13 protein-coding genes are annotated in these 15,786 nt (G+C 72.7%); 6 read left to right on the top strand and 7 right to left on the bottom strand.

All coding sequences use genetic code 11. From position 1 onward, the window contains the following. The coding region (locus ACE3Q3_RS06815; protein ID WP_374443833.1) for a DEAD/DEAH box helicase at positions 1 to 1,375 on the bottom strand (1,375 nt) is incomplete at its 3' end. 298 nt (positions 1,376 to 1,673) lie between these two features. On the opposite strand from ACE3Q3_RS06815, the gene ACE3Q3_RS06810 reads away from it, so the two are divergent. Continuing rightward, entirely contained in the window at positions 1,674 to 2,522 is an 849-nt protein-coding gene (locus tag ACE3Q3_RS06810; protein WP_374443831.1) for a class I SAM-dependent methyltransferase, read from the top strand. A gap of 3 nt (positions 2,523 to 2,525) precedes the next feature. Beyond that, on the top strand, positions 2,526 to 2,870 hold the full coding sequence (locus ACE3Q3_RS06805) for a YkgJ family cysteine cluster protein (protein WP_374443827.1): 345 nt from the start codon (positions 2,526 to 2,528) through the stop codon (positions 2,868 to 2,870). Here the strand turns inward: ACE3Q3_RS06805 and ACE3Q3_RS06800 are convergent. Beyond that, positions 2,867 to 4,042 carry an aminotransferase class V-fold PLP-dependent enzyme gene (locus ACE3Q3_RS06800; RefSeq protein WP_374443825.1) on the bottom strand — a complete coding sequence of 392 codons (1,176 nt, stop codon included), beginning with the start codon at positions 4,040 to 4,042 and terminating at the stop codon, positions 2,867 to 2,869. The two genes, ACE3Q3_RS06805 and ACE3Q3_RS06800, sit on opposite strands and share 4 nt — an antisense overlap. Positions 4,043 to 4,284: 242 nt before the next feature. On the opposite strand from ACE3Q3_RS06800, the gene ACE3Q3_RS06795 reads away from it, so the two are divergent. From ACE3Q3_RS06795 to ACE3Q3_RS06780, 4 genes are read left to right on the top strand one after another with little or no spacing between them, the layout of a single operon-like run. Beyond that, complete coding sequence (locus ACE3Q3_RS06795) at positions 4,285 to 5,493, top strand: metallophosphoesterase (protein ID WP_374443823.1); 1,209 nt, start codon at positions 4,285 to 4,287, stop codon at positions 5,491 to 5,493. A gap of 9 nt (positions 5,494 to 5,502) precedes the next feature. After that, positions 5,503 to 6,750 carry an ABC transporter substrate-binding protein gene (locus ACE3Q3_RS06790; protein ID WP_374443821.1) on the top strand — a complete coding sequence of 416 codons (1,248 nt, stop codon included), beginning with the start codon at positions 5,503 to 5,505 and terminating at the stop codon, positions 6,748 to 6,750. A gap of 4 nt (positions 6,751 to 6,754) precedes the next feature. After that, on the top strand, positions 6,755 to 7,699 hold the full coding sequence (locus tag ACE3Q3_RS06785; RefSeq protein WP_374443819.1) for a carbohydrate ABC transporter permease: 945 nt from the start codon (positions 6,755 to 6,757) through the stop codon (positions 7,697 to 7,699). Continuing rightward, positions 7,696 to 8,523, top strand: coding sequence for a carbohydrate ABC transporter permease (locus ACE3Q3_RS06780; RefSeq protein WP_374443818.1), 828 nt, complete (start codon positions 7,696 to 7,698; stop codon positions 8,521 to 8,523). The genes ACE3Q3_RS06785 and ACE3Q3_RS06780 overlap by 4 nt, the downstream gene beginning before the upstream one ends. Before the next feature lie 6 nt (positions 8,524 to 8,529). Here ACE3Q3_RS06780 and ACE3Q3_RS06775 read toward each other — a convergent pair whose 3' ends face one another. From ACE3Q3_RS06775 to ACE3Q3_RS06755, 5 genes are all read right to left on the bottom strand, one after another. Next, on the bottom strand, positions 8,530 to 11,439 hold the full coding sequence (locus ACE3Q3_RS06775) for an EAL domain-containing protein (RefSeq protein ID WP_374443815.1): 2,910 nt from the start codon (positions 11,437 to 11,439) through the stop codon (positions 8,530 to 8,532). 167 nt (positions 11,440 to 11,606) lie between these two features. Further along, on the bottom strand, positions 11,607 to 12,539 hold the full coding sequence (locus ACE3Q3_RS06770) for a fumarylacetoacetate hydrolase family protein (protein WP_374443813.1): 933 nt from the start codon (positions 12,537 to 12,539) through the stop codon (positions 11,607 to 11,609). A gap of 118 nt (positions 12,540 to 12,657) precedes the next feature. Further along, the gene (locus ACE3Q3_RS06765; protein WP_374443811.1) at positions 12,658 to 13,281 is read right to left on the bottom strand and encodes a hypothetical protein; all 624 of its coding nucleotides are present in this window, start codon (positions 13,279 to 13,281) and stop codon (positions 12,658 to 12,660) included. A gap of 116 nt (positions 13,282 to 13,397) precedes the next feature. Next, positions 13,398 to 14,792, bottom strand: a complete 1,395-nt coding sequence (gene lpdA, locus ACE3Q3_RS06760) for a dihydrolipoyl dehydrogenase (protein WP_374443809.1) — start codon at positions 14,790 to 14,792, stop codon at positions 13,398 to 13,400. Positions 14,793 to 14,814: 22 nt separating this feature from the next. Next, the coding region (locus tag ACE3Q3_RS06755; RefSeq protein WP_374443807.1) for a dihydrolipoamide acetyltransferase family protein at positions 14,815 to 15,786 on the bottom strand (972 nt) is incomplete at its 5' end.

Genomic DNA, 15,786 nt, shown 5'->3' with positions numbered 1-15,786 from the left:
CGCCGACTTGGCGCTCGCCGAACCGGCGCTCCCCGGCCGGACGCTCCCGGGCCGGCCGCTCGACGCCGGGATCGGAGACCTCCTCCGGCGCCGGCAGGCGCGCCCGCCACAGCCGGACCAGCGCCGCCGCCACGTCCTCGGCCGAGCGTTCGGCGAGCAGCGCCCGCGCAATGCCGAGATCCTCCTCGCCGGCCGGCTCGACCAGCAGCGGGTCGGCCAGCATCCGCTCGCGGTCGAGGCCGCGGACGTCGTCGGCGGTCGGCGGGCCGCCCCAGGTGGCGTTCACCCGGGCGGCCGAGAGCAGCAGTTCGGCCCGGCGCCGGCGCGTCGTCGGCACCATCAGGACGCTGACGCCCTTTCGGCCGGCCCGGCCGGTGCGGCCGCTGCGGTGCTGGAGCACCTCGGGATCGTGCGGCAGTTCGGCATGGACGACGAGGCCGAGGTTCGGCAGGTCGATGCCGCGGGCGGCGACGTCGGTCGCGACGCAGACCCGGGCGCGCCCGTCGCGCAGCGCCTGGAGCGCATGGTTGCGCTCGTTCTGGCTGAGTTCGCCCGACAGCGAGACTGCGGCGAAGCCGCGCTCGAGCAGGATCGCCAGCAGGTGCCGGACGGCCTCGCGGGTGTTGCAGAAGACGATGGCGCTCGGCGCTTCGACGAAGCGCAGGACGTTGACCACGGCGAGTTCGACCGCGCGCGGATGGACCCGCACGCAGCGATACTCGATGTCCGCATGGCCGCGCGCGGCGCCGGCGACCGAGATCCGGTGCGCGTCGCGCTGGTAGCGGCCGGCGAGCTTCACGATGTCGGGCGGCAGCGTCGCCGAGAAGAGCAGCGTCCGCCGTTCGTCGGGGGCCGCGTCGAGGAGGAATTCCAGGTCTTCGCGGAACCCGAGGTCGAGCATCTCGTCGGCCTCGTCGAGGACGACGGCCCGGAGGCCGGAGAGGTCGAGGACGCCGCGCTCGACATGGTCGCGCAGGCGGCCGGGCGTGCCGACGACGATGTGGACACCGGCATGCAGCCAGCGCCGCTCGGCGCCCGGGTCCATGCCGCCGACGCAGGACGCGACCGTCGCACCGGCCTCGCCATAGAGCCAGGTCAGCTCGCGGTGGACCTGCAATGCAAGCTCACGGGTCGGCGCGACGACCAGCGCCAGCGGCCGGCCGGCGGGACCGAGACGCGCCGCGTCGCCGAGCAGGGTCGCCGCCAGCGCGAGGCCGTAGGCGACCGTCTTGCCGGAGCCGGTCTGGGCGGAGACGAGGAGATCGCGGTCCAGGGCTTCGGGCTGCAGGACGGCGCTCTGGACGGCCGTCGGATCGAGATAGCCGCGCACGGCGAGTGCCTGCGCCAGGGGCGCGCTGGTCGGGGGGAATGCCACGGGTAGACGAAACCTTTCTCGGCGCCCGGCGGCGATTCGCGCCGGCGGCCATGCATCGGGACCGGGCCACGCCCGGCGGGAAGGACGACGCCTTCGGTCCGCCGCACCAAGCGGCGCCCGGCGCGGATCGGCATCGGCCGGCCCGCGCAATCCCGGACCCGGGCCAGCGGCCCCGTCCCCCGAAATGTCGTTCTGTGCGGCTGGAGATACCCCTTGGCGGCCCGCGGGTCAATTCGATATGACGCCCGCATCCCGGCCCGATATGGTGGCGGGTGCCATCCGCCCTCGGGAGCCCGAGATGTCCGTCCCGTCCATGCCCGCCCTGCCCGAGCCGGTCGCCCGCTATGCCGCGAGCGGCCAGAAGTCGGTCGACGGCTGGCTTTCCCGGCTCGACGCGGAACTGATCGGGCTGGTGTCGGCGGCCCAGAGCGGACGCGGCGTCACCGGCGCCGTCGGCGAGATCGGCGTCCACCACGGCCGGCTCTTCATCCTGATGGCGCTCGGCCTCGGCGCCGGCGAACGCGCCTTCGCCGTCGACATCTTCGGTGAGCAGGAACTCAACGTCGACCTCTCCGGCGAGGGCGACGAGGCCCGGTTCCGGGCCAACCTCGCCCGCTTCGCCATCGCCGAGGACCGGGTGGCGGTGCTGCGCGGCAGTTCGCTCGACGTGCGCTGGCCCGACATCGAGCGCCAGGTCGGCCAGGCGGCGCGGCTCTTCAGCGTCGACGGCGGACACACCGCGCTCATCACCGCCAACGACCTCGCGATTGCCGACGCCGGCCTCGTCGAGGACGGCGTCGCGGTGCTCGACGACTACTTCAACGAGGAGTTCCCGGAGGTCTCGCAGGGCATGTGCCAGCACCGGCTGGTCGATGGCGGCCGCCTCGTGCCCTTCGCCATCGGCGACAACAAGCTGCTGCTCGCCCGCCCCGGCCGCGGCGAGGCCTATCGGACGATGCTGGAGGCGACCGTGCCGCAGCGCTACTTCGTCCGCCGGACGGAGATGTTCGGAACGCCGGTCACGGTCTTTCGGACGGCGCGGCGGCTCATCCACGTCATCCGCCAGTCCGACATCACCCGGCGCCTGACGCGCAGCCCGATCGGCCGGGCGCTGAAGCCCATCGTGCGCCGCCTCGTCGGCGAATAGCCGATGGCGACGCCTCCGGACGTGGCGGTCCCGGAGGAGGCCGATGCTTCGGCCCTCTGCCAGGCCTGCGGCGCCTGCTGCGCCTATTCGTCGGACTGGCCGCGTTTCTCGCTCGAGAGCGAGGCGGAACTGGCGCGCATCCCCGACGACCTCGTCGCCGCCTCGCGCGGCGGAATGCGCTGCGACGGCGCACGCTGCGCGGCGCTCGACGGAGTGGTCGGCAGCGCCACCCGCTGCCGGATCTACGCCGACCGGCCGCTCGTCTGCCGCGACTGCGGGCCGGGCGACGACGCCTGCCGCATCGCCCGGCAGCATCACGGGCTGCCGCCGCTCCGGCCGTCCGTCTAGTCGCGGGCGACGGACCGGACGAATGCCAGCAGGCGGTCGACCTCCGCCTCCGTGTTGTAATAGTGCGGCGAGGCGCGGACGACGGGCGGCAGGTGGCGGCGCTCGGCGTCGATGCGCGTGCTGGGCGGCTTCGAGGCGCCGATGGTGATGCCCTGCGCCAGCGCGCCGGCGACGACGGCGTCGGCATCGCGGCCCTCGACGGTGAAGCTGACGATGGCGGACGGGTCGCGGCCGAGGTCGCGGACGACGGCGCCCGGCACCTCGGCGAGGCCGGCCCGCAGCCGACCGGCGAGCAGCCGGCAGCGGTCGCGGATGGCATCGAGCCCCAGGGCCAGCGCGTAGTCGACCGCCACTCCCATGCCGAGGCGGGCGGCGTAGTTGTTCTCCCAGTTCTCGAACCGGCGGGCGTCCGGGCGCAGTTCGTAGCGGTCGCGCGCGACCCAGGGCGCGGCGTAGTGGTCGATCATCGGCGGCTCCAGCCGCTCCAGCAGCGGCCGGCGGACATAGAGGAAGCCGGTGCCGCGCGGGCCGCGCAGGAACTTGCGGCCGGTCGCCGACAGCATGTCGCAGCCGATCGCCGCGACGTCGACCGGCATCTGCCCGACCGCCTGACAGGCGTCGAGCAGGTAGGGAATGCCGTGCGCGCGGGCGACCCGGCCGACCGCCTCGGCCGGGTTCACGAGACCGCCGTTGGTCGGAACCCAGGTGATGGCGATCAGCTTCACCCGGTCGTCGACCATGCGCTCCAGCGCCGCCACGTCGAGGGCGCCCGTGCCGTCCGACGGCACCACCTCGATCACCGCACCGGTGCGCCGGGCGACCTGGAGAAAGGCGACGTAGTTGGCGGCATACTCCGCCTCCGCCGTCAGGATGCGGTCGCCCGGCCCGAACGTCAGCGAATAGAAGGCCATCTGCCAGGCGACCGTCGCGTTCTCGACCAGCGCGATCTCGTCCCGGTGGGCATTGAGGAGGCGGGCCACCGAATCGTAGACCGCCTCGATCCGGCCGTGTTCTTCGGCGGCCGCGTGGTAGCCGCCGATCTCGGCCTCGAGGTCGACATGCGCCTTCACCGCCTCGACCACCGGCACCGGCATCAGCGCCGCCCCCGCATTGTGCATGTAGGCGCGCCGCGCCGTCGCGGGCGTCTCCGCCCGAATCCTGCCGATGTCCATCCTCCGCCGCCTTCCTGTCGCCGCCCGGGGGCGAGCAAGGCGCCACAAGGGGACGGGCCTGTCAACGCAGCGGACGGCGGCTGACGCGGATCGGTCACGGAACCGTCGTCGACCCGTCATCGAAGCCGGCTAATGGATCGGGCGATCAGAGGCCGCCGGCATCCCCGGTGGCCGCCCAGCCGCTCCGTTGCCGCACGAATCGGGCGCCCGGCGCCGCCCGCGCCCCCGTCCGGGAAGAACCCTTGTCCGCCCGCATCACGATCCTCCACGCCACCGACCTGCATCTCCGGCGCAGCCTGCCCGGCAGCAGCGGACATGCCGTCCGCCGGTCGCGCGAGGTCCCGGAGCTCCTCGAACGCCTCGCGGACGTCGTCGCCGCCCGCCGGCCCGACCTGCTGGTGCTGACCGGCGACCTCGTCGACGTGCCCCACCCGCTGCTCCATGGCGACCCGGCCCATCATCCCGAGACGATGGCCGAGGCCGTCGCCGACTACCGCCTGCTGCGCCGCTGGCTCGACGCGCTGCCCTGCCGCTGGCACGTCATCCCCGGCAACCACGACCGCGCCGACGCCTTCGCGACGGTCTTCGGCATCGACCGGCCAGCCGAGATGCGGGTCAATGGGGTCCGCGTCGTCGGCTTCGAGGATTGGGAGGTGGCGGACAACCGGGCCGAACGCCGGGGCGCCAGCCGCGACCGGTTCCTCGCCCTGCTCGACGACGGCGACCCGGCGCCGCAGGTCCATCTCCAGCACTATCTGATCCGGCCGGACGTCGCCTACCGCTATCCCCTGATGTACCGCGAGGCGGCCGATCTCGCCGCCGCCATCGAGCGCTCCGGCCGGGTGCGGGCCGTGCTCAGCGGCCACTGGCACCAGGGCGAGCCGGCGCTGACGGTGGCCGGCACCACCTATTCCGTCTGCCCGACCTTCTGCGAGTGGCCGCACCGCTACCGCATGGTCACCATCGACGGCGACGGAACGCGGGTCGAGACGGCGGCGATCGGGACGGCCGCCGACCGGCGGCCGCGCGCCGCCGCGTTCGTTGCGCTCGACCGCCTGATCGCCTCGCCCGAGGCCCCCGAGGTGCTCGGCACCGGCATCCCGCTGCTGCGCCGGGCCGCGGACGCGGGCCGGCGTCCCGTCGTCGTCGTCGCCTGGCAGCCCGATCGGCTCGGCTGGCGGGCGATCCAGACGTTGGCCGACGCCGTCGCCCGGTCGGTCCGCGCCGCCGCCCTGGAACTCGACGCCGCCTATTTCGTCGTCGCGGGCGACCTCGATCCCGCGGTCCATGCCCGCCTGCCGGCGGAAGGCGCCCCGACCGCCGACGACCTCTTTCCCAAGGCCGAACGCGAACTCGGCCTCGACCTTTCCGGCTCGACGCTGACCGGCGGCGGTGACGCGCTCGCCGCCGCCGCCAGCAGGCACGGGCTCGCCATCCACCCCAGCGAATAGGGTTTCGACATGCGCCGCACCACCGCCGCCTTCGTCCTCGCCGTCTCCGCCACTGTGGCCGGGCCGGCCGCCGCCGAGACCGTCCTCGACTTCCCGACCTATCAGCTCGAGGAGAGCTTCGGACCCTGGTGGCGCGGGCTGGTCGACGCCTACCAGACGGCCAATCCAGGCGTCCGCATCAAGCTGACGAACGCGCCCTCCAACGACCACCACCGGATGCTGACGACGCGCTTCGCCGCCGGCAACCCGCCCGACATCGTCCACATGACGGCGCGCTTCGTCTGGGGCTTCGCCGACGAGGGCGTGCTGGAGCCGCTCGACCTGTGGATGGACAAGACCGACATCAAGAAGTCCTGGGTGCCGTCGCAGGCGTCGCTGGCGGTGGGCGGCAAGACCTACGGCCTCGTCCTCCTCAACTACGGCTGGGGGCTCGTCTACAACGAGGCGATGCTGAAGGCGGCCGGCGTTACCGTGCCGACCACCGAACCCGAACTGTTCGAGGCCGCGAAGAAGCTGACGCGCGACCGTGACGGCGACGGCCGCATGGACCAGTACGGCATGGCGCTCAACACCTCGTCCTCGACCTGGGGGTTCATGACCTTCATGCACTTCCACAACGGCCGCGACCGCGACATCGTCACCGACCGCAAGCTCGACGACGTGGCCGAGATCGCCCGGACGCTGGGCCGCATCCAGGAATACGTGAAGGCCGGCGTCACCCCGACGGGCCTCGACAACAACCCGATGCGCCAGCTCTTCTGGCAGGGCAACGCCGCCATGTACATCGACGGCAGCTGGGCCCCCGGCTACGCCGCCCGGGCAGCCGAGGCGGTGAAGGGACAATGGCGCGTCGCCGCCCTGCCCTTCCCCAACCTCGCCGGCGGCCCGAGCAATGCGCTGGCGATGCCGAAGGACATTCCGGCCGAGCGCAAGGCGCTGGTCTGGAAGTTCATCGAACTCGCCGCCAGCCCGGACTGGCAGCGCCGCTACGCGGTGATGACCGGCAATCCGCCGGGCCGCGTCGGCAGCGTCGATGCCGAGGCGCGCGAGAAGTGGCCGACCCTGCCGCTCTTCGAGGCGAGCGCCAGCCGGCCGTCGCGCTCGCACCTGCCGATCGGCTTCGAGAACGACTACAACCGCTTCAGCAGCATCTTCACCGAGGGCATGACGGCGATGGTCGCCGGCCGCCTCGCGCCGGACGCCGCCGCGCGGCAGATCGCGGCCGGCCTGAAGCGTGAGATCAAGGGCCTGGAATAGGCCCTTGATCACGCTCCCGGCCGCGGCGCCGGCGACGCGGCGACTGCGCCGGCCCCGCTTCGGCGGGCCGGCGCGGACGCGCCTGCTGCTGGTGCTGCTGATGCTGCCGGCGATCCTCTGCACCGGGGCGCTGGTCGCCTGGCCGATCGCCAAGCTGGTGCAGATCAGCTTCTACGAGCTCCGGCTGGCCGAACTGATGCGGCCGATCGCCAAGCCGGCGACGCTCGCCAACTACGAGGCGGCGCTCGGCCATCCGGGCTTCGTGCCGAGCCTGTGGGCGACCGCCGTCTTCGTCTTCGCCGGCACCGCCATCGCGTTGGTGCTGGGGCTGGCGACGGCGCTCCTGGCCGACCTCAAGCTCGCCGGCGCCTCCTGGTTCGAGGCGGTCGTGGTCAGCCCGTGGAGCGTCGCCCCGGCGATCGCCAGCCTGATCTGGATGTTCCTGCTGAACGACCAGTTCGGGCTGGTGAACTATCTCCTCCTGGCGGCCGGCCTCGTGTCCCGGCCGGTGCCGTTCCTGACCTCGCCGGACGTCGCCATCTGGGCCGTCACCTTCGCGACCGCCTGGAAGGCCTATCCCTTCTTCACGATCATGCTGCTGGCCGGGCTGCAGTCGATCCCGTGGTCGCAGTACGAGGCGGCGATGATGGACGGGGCCGGCGCGGTCCGCCGCTTCCTCGCGATCACGCTGCCGGGACTGCGCGGCTTCCTGCGCGTCACCATCTTCCTCGGCCTGCTGTCGGCCTTCCGCAACGTCGAGTCGGTGCTCGTGATGACGGGCGGCGGGCCCGCCCGCTCGACCGAGACGCTGGCGGTGCGCGTCTATACCGAGACCTTCCAGTTCCTCTCGCCCGGCCGCGGCGCCGCGCTCGGGACGCTGACGCTGGCGATCGCGGTGGCGACGACGCTGCTCTTCCTGCGCGCGACCCGGCGGAGGGCGGACCTGTGAGACGGCGCGCCCTGGCCGGCCTGCAATGGGCCGGCATCGTCGCCGCGACGCTGTTCGCGCTGCTGCCGCTCTACTGGATGGGGCTGACCTCGCTCAGCCGCGCCAACGCCGTCCTGACCTGGCCGCCGCGGCTGCTGCCCGATCCCGGCAACCTGACGCTCGACGCCTACACGGCCGTCCTGACGACGACCAGTGCCCTGCGCTGGCTCGCCAACTCGACCGGCATCACCGTCGCCTCGATCCTGGTCGCGCTCGCCGTCTCGGTGCCGGCCGGCTACGCGCTGTCGCGCTCGCAGGGGCGCGAGGTGAAGGTGATGGGCGCGGTCCTGCTGATCTCCAAGATGCTGCCGGCGACGGTGCTGCTGACGCCGCTCTACGTGCTCGCGCGGGCCGCCGGCCTGCTCGACAACCCGGCCGCCGTCGTCCTCGGCAACCTCTCCTTCGCCGTGCCCCTCGCCACCTGGATGATGAAGGAGCATTTCGACAAGGTGCCCGGCGACATCGAGGAGGCGGCCTGGATCGACGGCTGCTCGCGCCTGCGCGGCCTCTGGTCGGTGGTGCTGCCGCAGGCACGGCCGGCGATGGCCGCCGTCACCGCCTATGTCGGCGTCGTCTCCTGGAACGACTTCATCTTCGCCCGCACGCTGCTCACCGGCGGCGACAGCACCACCGTCACGGTCGGCGCGGCGATGCTGATCGGCGAGTACAACATCGACTGGCCGCGGGTGATGGCGCTGGCCCTGCTGGCGACGGTGCCGGTGCTGGCGATGTTCGCGCTGCTGCACCGCCAGCTCGTGCGCGGCATGAGCAGCGGCATGCACTGACGCCGCTCAGCCCGACGCGAGGGCCGCCGCGATCTCGTCGGCCGACATCGGGCGGCCGTAGAGGAACCCCTGGAACTCGTCGCAGCGCATCAGGCGCAGCAGCCGCGCCTGTTCCTCCGTCTCGACGCCCTCGGCGACCACCATGAGGTCGAGCCCGTGCGCGAGCGCGATGATGGTCGAGATGACGAGCATGCTTTCCGAGCTCTCGACCATCATGCGGACGAACGACCGGTCGATCTTGAGCGAGGCAATGGGGAGGCGCGCGAGATAGGCCAGCGAGGAATGGCCGGTGCCGAAATCGTCGATGGCGATGCCGATCCCGAGCCGCTTCAGTTCCTGCAGCTTGGCGATCGTGCCCTCGACGTCCCTCATGATGAGGCTTTCGGTGACCTCGATGTCGAGGCCGCAGTCCGAGCCGACCGGCCCCTCCGCGAACTCCGCCGCCAGCGCCCGGACACCGTCGAGGAAGCCGGGAAGCTGGAACTGGATGACCGACACGTTGACCGCGACCCTCGGCGCCCGGCCGTCGCGCCGGCGCCACTTGCGGCGGTCGAGCAGCGCCTGCCGCATCACCCAGAGCCCGACCTCGCCGATCAGCCCGCTCTCCTCCAGCAGCGGGATGAACTCGGTCGGCGCGACCATGCCGGTGCGGGCGTCGTTCCAGCGGATCAGCGCCTCGACCCCCCGCACCGTGCCGTCCTTGGCCGCCACCTTGGGCTGGTAGTGCAGGAAGAACTCGCCGCGCGCGCGGGCGAGCTGCAGGCGGCCGGCCATGCGCAGCGTCTCGGCGACCCGCGCGTTGATGGTCGGCTCGTAGAACTGGTAGCGCCGCCCGGTCTCCTTGGCCGTGCGCAGGGCCGCACGCCCGTTGCGCGTCAGCGTCGCCGCGTCGGTGCCGTCGTCGGGGAAGACGGCGACCCCGATCATGGTGGTGAGGTGGAGGACCTCCCCTTCCGGCGCCCGCGCCTCGGCGACGATGCCGGAGAAACTCTGCTCGATCAGGCGGGCGACGGCGAGCGCGTCGCCGGCCTCGGGCACGAAGGTCGCGAAGCGGTCGTTTTCCAGGCGCGCCAGGTTCTCCGGGTTCTGCGCCACGGCGCCGAGCCGCCGGCCGAATTCGCGGAGGATCCGTTCCCCCGCCTCGCGACCCAGCGAGTCGGTGACGTCGCGGAAGCGGCGGATGTCGATGAAGATCGCCGCGACGCGCGTGCCGGCGCGCCCCGCGGCGATCAGCGCCTGGCCGAGCCGGTCCTCGAACAGCACCCGGTTCGGCAGGCCGGTCACCGGGTCGTGGGAGGCGAGATAGGCGAGCCGGTCCCGGTTCTCGATATGGTCGAGGCCGAAGGAGACGTCGTCGGCGACCTCCGCCAGCAGCCGCCGGATCGGATCGGTGAAGTAGCCGCGCTCGCGGCTGAAGAGGACGAAGACCGCGACGATCCGGCCGCCGGCGCGCAGCGGGAGCGCGGCGGACGCGGCATAGCCGATTTCGAGCGCCCGGCGCCGGCGCGGGCCGCCGCGCTCCGGCGCCGCCGCGAGGTCGTTCTCGAAGACGGGTCGGCCCTCGATGACCGCGCGCGCGACCTCGCCGCGCTCGGCCGCCGGGGTCGCGGTGAACGGCCGCGGCGCGCCCGAGGCGACCGCGGAAAAATCCTCGCCGGCGCCGGCGATCGGCCGCGTGAAGTCCGTCGCCGGATCGTAGGCGGCGATGATCGCGATCCCGAACCCGCCATGCTCGTGGGCGATCCGGCAGATGCCGGCGAACAGCGCGTCGCGATTGTCCGCCTGGATGAGCAGCCGGTTGACCGCGCTCAGCACGGCATAGAGGCGATTGAGATGCTCGATCTCCGCCTCCTGCCGGCGGCGCTCGACGAACTGCCCGAGCTGGCTGCCGATCGCGGCGAACATCTCCAGGAGGTCGGGATCGAGGGGCCGGCTGTCGCGGGCCAGGAACGACAGGACGCCGACGATCTCCCCGCTCGCGAAGATCGGGAAGGCGGCCGCGGCATGGAGTCCGGCCCGCACCGCGTCTTCCGAGCGGCGGAACAGTCCGCTCGCCGTGCCCTCGTCGAACCACACCGGCCGGCCGGTCGCCCAGGCATGGCCGGTGATGCCGGACCCGAAGGCGAAATCCTGCTGCTGCGAGCCGACGGCGAACTCGGCGATCCGCGGGTCGGGCTCGTGCCACACCGCTGCGGCGCGCAGCACGTCCCGGCGGCGGTCGATCTCGCGCAGGATGCCGAAGGCGAAGCCGAGACGCGAGCAGATCGCCTCGATCAGCGCCGGCGCCGCCTCGTCCAGGCTCGACGTATGGGCGAGAATGGCCGCCACGGCATACTGGATGTCGAGCCGTCGCTCGGCGCGCCGGTGCTTCTCCACCTCGGCGGCGAGCGCGGCGCTGGCGTGTTCGGCGTCGCGCCGCAGGGTGGCCAGCACGAACATCCGCCCGGCCATCGCCGAGAGGTCTTCCAGCACCGCCTCGTCCTGGGCGTCGAACGGCCGCTGCAGCACGGGGTCGCCGACACACAGCCAGCCGCGGTGCAGCACCCCGTCGCCGAGCGGCACCACCGATGCGAAGCGGAAGGGCGGCAGGCCGGGCGGTGCCTCCGCTGGCGCCAGCCGCCGCATCCCGGCGGCCCCGTCGAACGGCTCCCAGCCCGCGATCCGCTGCCGCAGCGCCGCCGCCGTCGCCTCCGGCATGCCCGCCGACTGCAGGCGCGGTGCCGACCGTCCGTCGGGATCGCGGATCACCGCGGCGGCCCAGCGCGCGTCGACCATCATGCACACCAGCCGGCAGAGGGTCGCCAGCACCGCGTCCGGCTCGCGCTCGGCCGCGAGATCCTCGTGGGCGCCCAAGAGCAGGTTCAGCCGATCGTTGTCGATCGGCGCGCGCCGGGGTGTCGGCGCAGCCACGGTCACGGGACCGGATTCTCCCGTCCCGACCGGGCGCGCGCGGGATCTGGCAGGACAGCGACGTGGCGACGAACCGTCATGCGAGCCCTTCGCATTCGCGAGCACCGCGTGGACGGTCGAGGATACACAAGAATCGCTCCCTGCGAGCAGGCGATCGGCGACGCCGGCCGGATTCAGCCGGGACGCGCATACTTCCCCGTCAGTTGCGGCGTCTGGGTGGCGTGGCCCTGCTGCTCGCGCTCGAGCCGCGTCTCGCGGCCCCAGGTGCGCTTCAGGTCGTCGCGCACATGGATGCGAAGCCGGCCCAGGCCCTCGGTCTCCAGTTCGACGACGTCGCCGTCCTGGAAGGCGCTGAGCCCGCGATGGTTGGTGCCGGTCGCCACCACGTCGCCCGGCTCCAGCGTGTGGATCGAACTGATCCACTCGATGATGCGGGGGATCCGGTGCGCCATGTCGTCGGTGTTGAAGTCCTGCTTCACCACGCCGTTGACGGTGAGGCGAACCTGCAGCTTGTGGGGGTCGGCGATCTCGTCGGCGGTCACGAGATACGGGCCCATCGGCGCGAAGGTGTCGCGCGACTTCATCTGGAAGAAGACGTTGTTGGGTGGCGGCAACCCGCGGGCCGAGCCGTCGATGAAGTTGAGATAGCCGAAGACATGGGCCATGGCTTCGGACTGCGGGACGTTGGTGGCGCGCTTGCCGATGACGATCGCCATCTCCGCCTCGCCCTCGAAGATGGTCGCCGGCACGTCGGGCAGGACCATGGTGTCGCCGTGGCCGATGACCGCGCCCGGCGCCTTCTGGAAGGCGTTGATCGGCGCCGGCTCGGCGCGGGTGCCGTCCTCCATGTAGTTGACCGCCATGCAGTCGATGTTGCCGGGCTTGGGCAGCGGCGGCCGGAGGCGGACCTGCGCCAGCGGCACGCCGTCGCCGGCCGCGGCTGCCGCCTCCAGGCGCGGGCGGTATTCCTCGAACCGCGCGATCAGCCCGTTGATGAGGTCGTGCGGCCCGACATGCGCAATGCCGGCGACCACGGCGGTGACGTCGACCACCCGGTCGCCGCGCACCACGCCCAATCGGAAATCATCGAAGAATGCCAGTTTCACGCGCCCCGCCCCCGTTGGTCCGGCCACCCGCACGGCTCCGAGGATCGAGGATAGGCGAGGCGGCCCGCCGGAACAATGCGGGCCGCCCACGCGACCGGTCGTCCCGTCGCACGGGACGCTAGCCTTCGTGGAAGAACGGATCCGGCAGGGCCGGATTGCGCAGCTTGGCCGCCGCGCCGGCGCCGGCCACCGGCAGCCCCTTCGGATCGAGCAGGCCGAGTTGCACCAGGACGTTCGCTTGGTCCCACATGATGTGCTCGTAGGAGACCTTGCCGCCGTCCAGCCCGACGATGACGACGAAGACGACCTCGACATGCCTGCCCGTCGGCGCCACCCCCGGAAGCATCCAGTCCATCCGGCTGGTGTGGGTGAAGGAGATGATCAGTTCGTCGACGAGGCGCTCGCGGCTGTGGGTGCGGGAGATGGTCTCGAACCGCACGTCCGGCGGGAAGAACTGCCCGATCAGCCGGTTGGCATAGAACGTCCGCACCGCGGCGGCGCCCTGGCCGCCGACCATGGTGGGAATGTTCACGAGATGGGGATTGGCCGACATCGTCGCCAGCGTCCGGTCGAGGTCGCCGGCGAGTTCCGCCTCCATGTGGGCGCCGAAGACGGCGTCGAGTTCCCTGACGAGTTCTGGATCGCTCATGACCGGTGCTCCCTCGGCTCCGTCGAACACGAACACGCCGCCCGCGATCGCCGCCGCAAGCCCGACCAGATCGCGTCGCGAGATGTCCGCCATCGAAGACCTCTCCCGGCCCGCCCGTACGGCATTGCCGGATGGAGCACGCCCTCCGGTCACATTGCGCGGCGGCGGACCGGCCGGCAAGCTCGCCGTTCTGCCGTCCGAACGTCGGGTCAGACGTGCAGCGCCTGTCCCAGCGCCCGGAGCGCCGCTTCCGGAATGGCCTCGCCCAGCGTCGGATGGGCATGGATCGTCGCCGCCACGTCCTCGAGCCGGGCGCCCATCTCCAGCGCCAGGGCAAAGGCGGCCGCGAGTTCCGAGACCCCGGCGCCGACCGTCTGCATGCCCAGGATCAGGTGATTGTCCGCCCGGGCGACCAGCCGCACGAACCCGGCCTCGTGCTCGGCGGTCATCGCCCGGGCGCTCGCGCGGAAGGGGAAATGCGCGGTCCTCGCCGCGATGCCGGCCTCCCGCGCCGCCTCGACCGAGAGCCCCACGGTGACGATCTCGGGGTCGGTGAAGCAGACCGCCGGGATCGCGACCTTGTCCCAGGTGCGGCGCTGGCCGGCGATGATCTCCGCCACCATCGCGCCCTGGGCCATGGCGCGGTGCGCCAGCATCGGCTCGCCGGTGACGTCGCCGATCGCCCAGATGCCGCGCATCGCGGTCCGGCACTGGGCGTCGACGGCGATGTGGCGGCCGTTCATGGTCAGGGCCAGTTCCTCCCGCCCCCAGCCCTCGGTGACCGGCTGGCGCCCGACCGTGACCAGCACGGCATCCGCCGGCAGGCGAAGCTCGGCCCCGTCCGGCCCGGTCGCCAGCAGCACGTCGTCGCCGACGAGGCCCCGGGCAAGGGTTCCGGGATGGACGGTCACACCCAGTTCCCGGAGGCGCGCGGCGACCGGGCGGGTCAGTTCGGCGTCGTACTGGGGAAGAATGCGATCGGCGGCCTCGATCACCTGGACCGCAGCGCCGAGCTTGGCGAAGGCGGTGCCGAGCTCGAGGCCGATATAGCCGGCGCCCACCACCACCAGACGCGCCGGCACGTCCGCCAGGGCTAGCGCCTCGGTCGAGGACAGGACGCGGCCGCCGAACGGCAGGCCGGGCAGTGCGACCGGCTCGGAGCCGGTGGCGATCACGACGTGCTGGGCCCGCACCGTCTGCGGCCCGGTCGCGGTCTCGACAAGGACGGTCTTGCCGTCGCGGAACCGCGCATGGCCCTCGACCAGCTTGACCCCCGCCCGCTTCAGCAGGTCGCCGACGCCGTGGGTCAGGCGGTTGACGATGCCGCCGCGCCACTCGCGCGCGGCCGCCCCGTCGAACTCGGGCGGCGCGGCGCGGATGCCGGGGCTGCGGCGGCCAGCGGCGATCTCGGCGAGGCGGAAGAACTCGTCGGCGGTGTGGATCAGCGCCTTCGACGGGATGCAGCCGACGTTGAGGCAGGTGCCGCCCGGCCGCTTCGCCTCGACGATCACGGTGTCGAGGCCGAGCTGCCCGGCCCGGATCGCGGCGACATAGCCGCCGGGGCCGGCGCCGACGACCAGCACCTGGCAGGAGATGTCCTTCATCGCCCGTCCCCCATCGGCGCCCTCACAGGAAGATCATCGCCGGCGTCTCCAGGAGCGCCTTGATGCGCTGCACGAAGATGGCGGCGTCCCAGCCGTCGATGACGCGATGATCGAAGCTCGACGACAGGTTCATCATCCGCCGCGGCACGAACCCGTTGCCGTCCCAGTGCGGCCGGACCTGGATGCGGTTGACGCCGACGACGGCGACCTCGGGCGGGTTGACCACCGGCGTCGTCGCGATGCCGCCCAGCGCGCCCAGCGACGAGATGGTGATGGTCGAGCCGGTCAGTTCCGCGCGCGTCGCCGTGCCCGCCTTGGCGGCGTCGCCGAGGCGCTGGATCTCGGCCGCTGAGTTCCACAGGTCGCGCGCCTCGGCATGGCGCAGCACCGGCACGACGAGGCCGCCCGGCGTCTGCGCCGCGATCCCGACATGGACACCGCCGAAGCGCCGGATCACCCCCGCCTCGTCGTCGTAGTGGGCGTTGAGCGCCGGCTGCTCGGCGACCGCGCGGACGATCGCCCGCACCAGGAACGGCAGGATGGTGAGGCGCGGCCGGCCCTCGACCGGCTCGCGGTTGAGGGCCTGGCGCAGGTCCTCCAGCGCCGAGACGTCGACCTCCTCGACATAGGTGATGTGGGCGATGGTCCGCTTGGCGTGCGCCATGCGCTCGGCGATGCGCCGGCGCAGGCCGACGACCTTCACCTCCTCGACCGTCTCGTTCGCGCGGAGGCCCGGGCCGGGCGCGACCTCGGCGCCGCCCGAAAGGAACCGGTCGAGATCGTCGTGGCCCAGGTCGACGCCCGCCTCGAGGGCCCGCCGGCGCACGGCCGGCGATGCCAGCGGCTTCCGCCCGGCGCGGAGCGGCGGCGCCGGCGCTCGCACCGGCGGCGGCTTCGGCTCCGGCGGCGGCTCCGACACCGGCTCCGGCGGCGGCTCGGGGCCGGGGCCGGGTTCCGGGCCGGCGACCGGCGGCGGCGCGTCACCCGCGACATT

Origin of the sequence: Allostella sp. (genome assembly GCF_041913585.1) — a bacterium.
GTDB lineage: Bacteria > Pseudomonadota > Alphaproteobacteria > ATCC43930 > Allostellaceae > Allostella.
The sequence above is the reverse complement of the archived record's forward strand: the minus strand, read 5'-3'. Positions and strand labels throughout refer to the sequence as shown.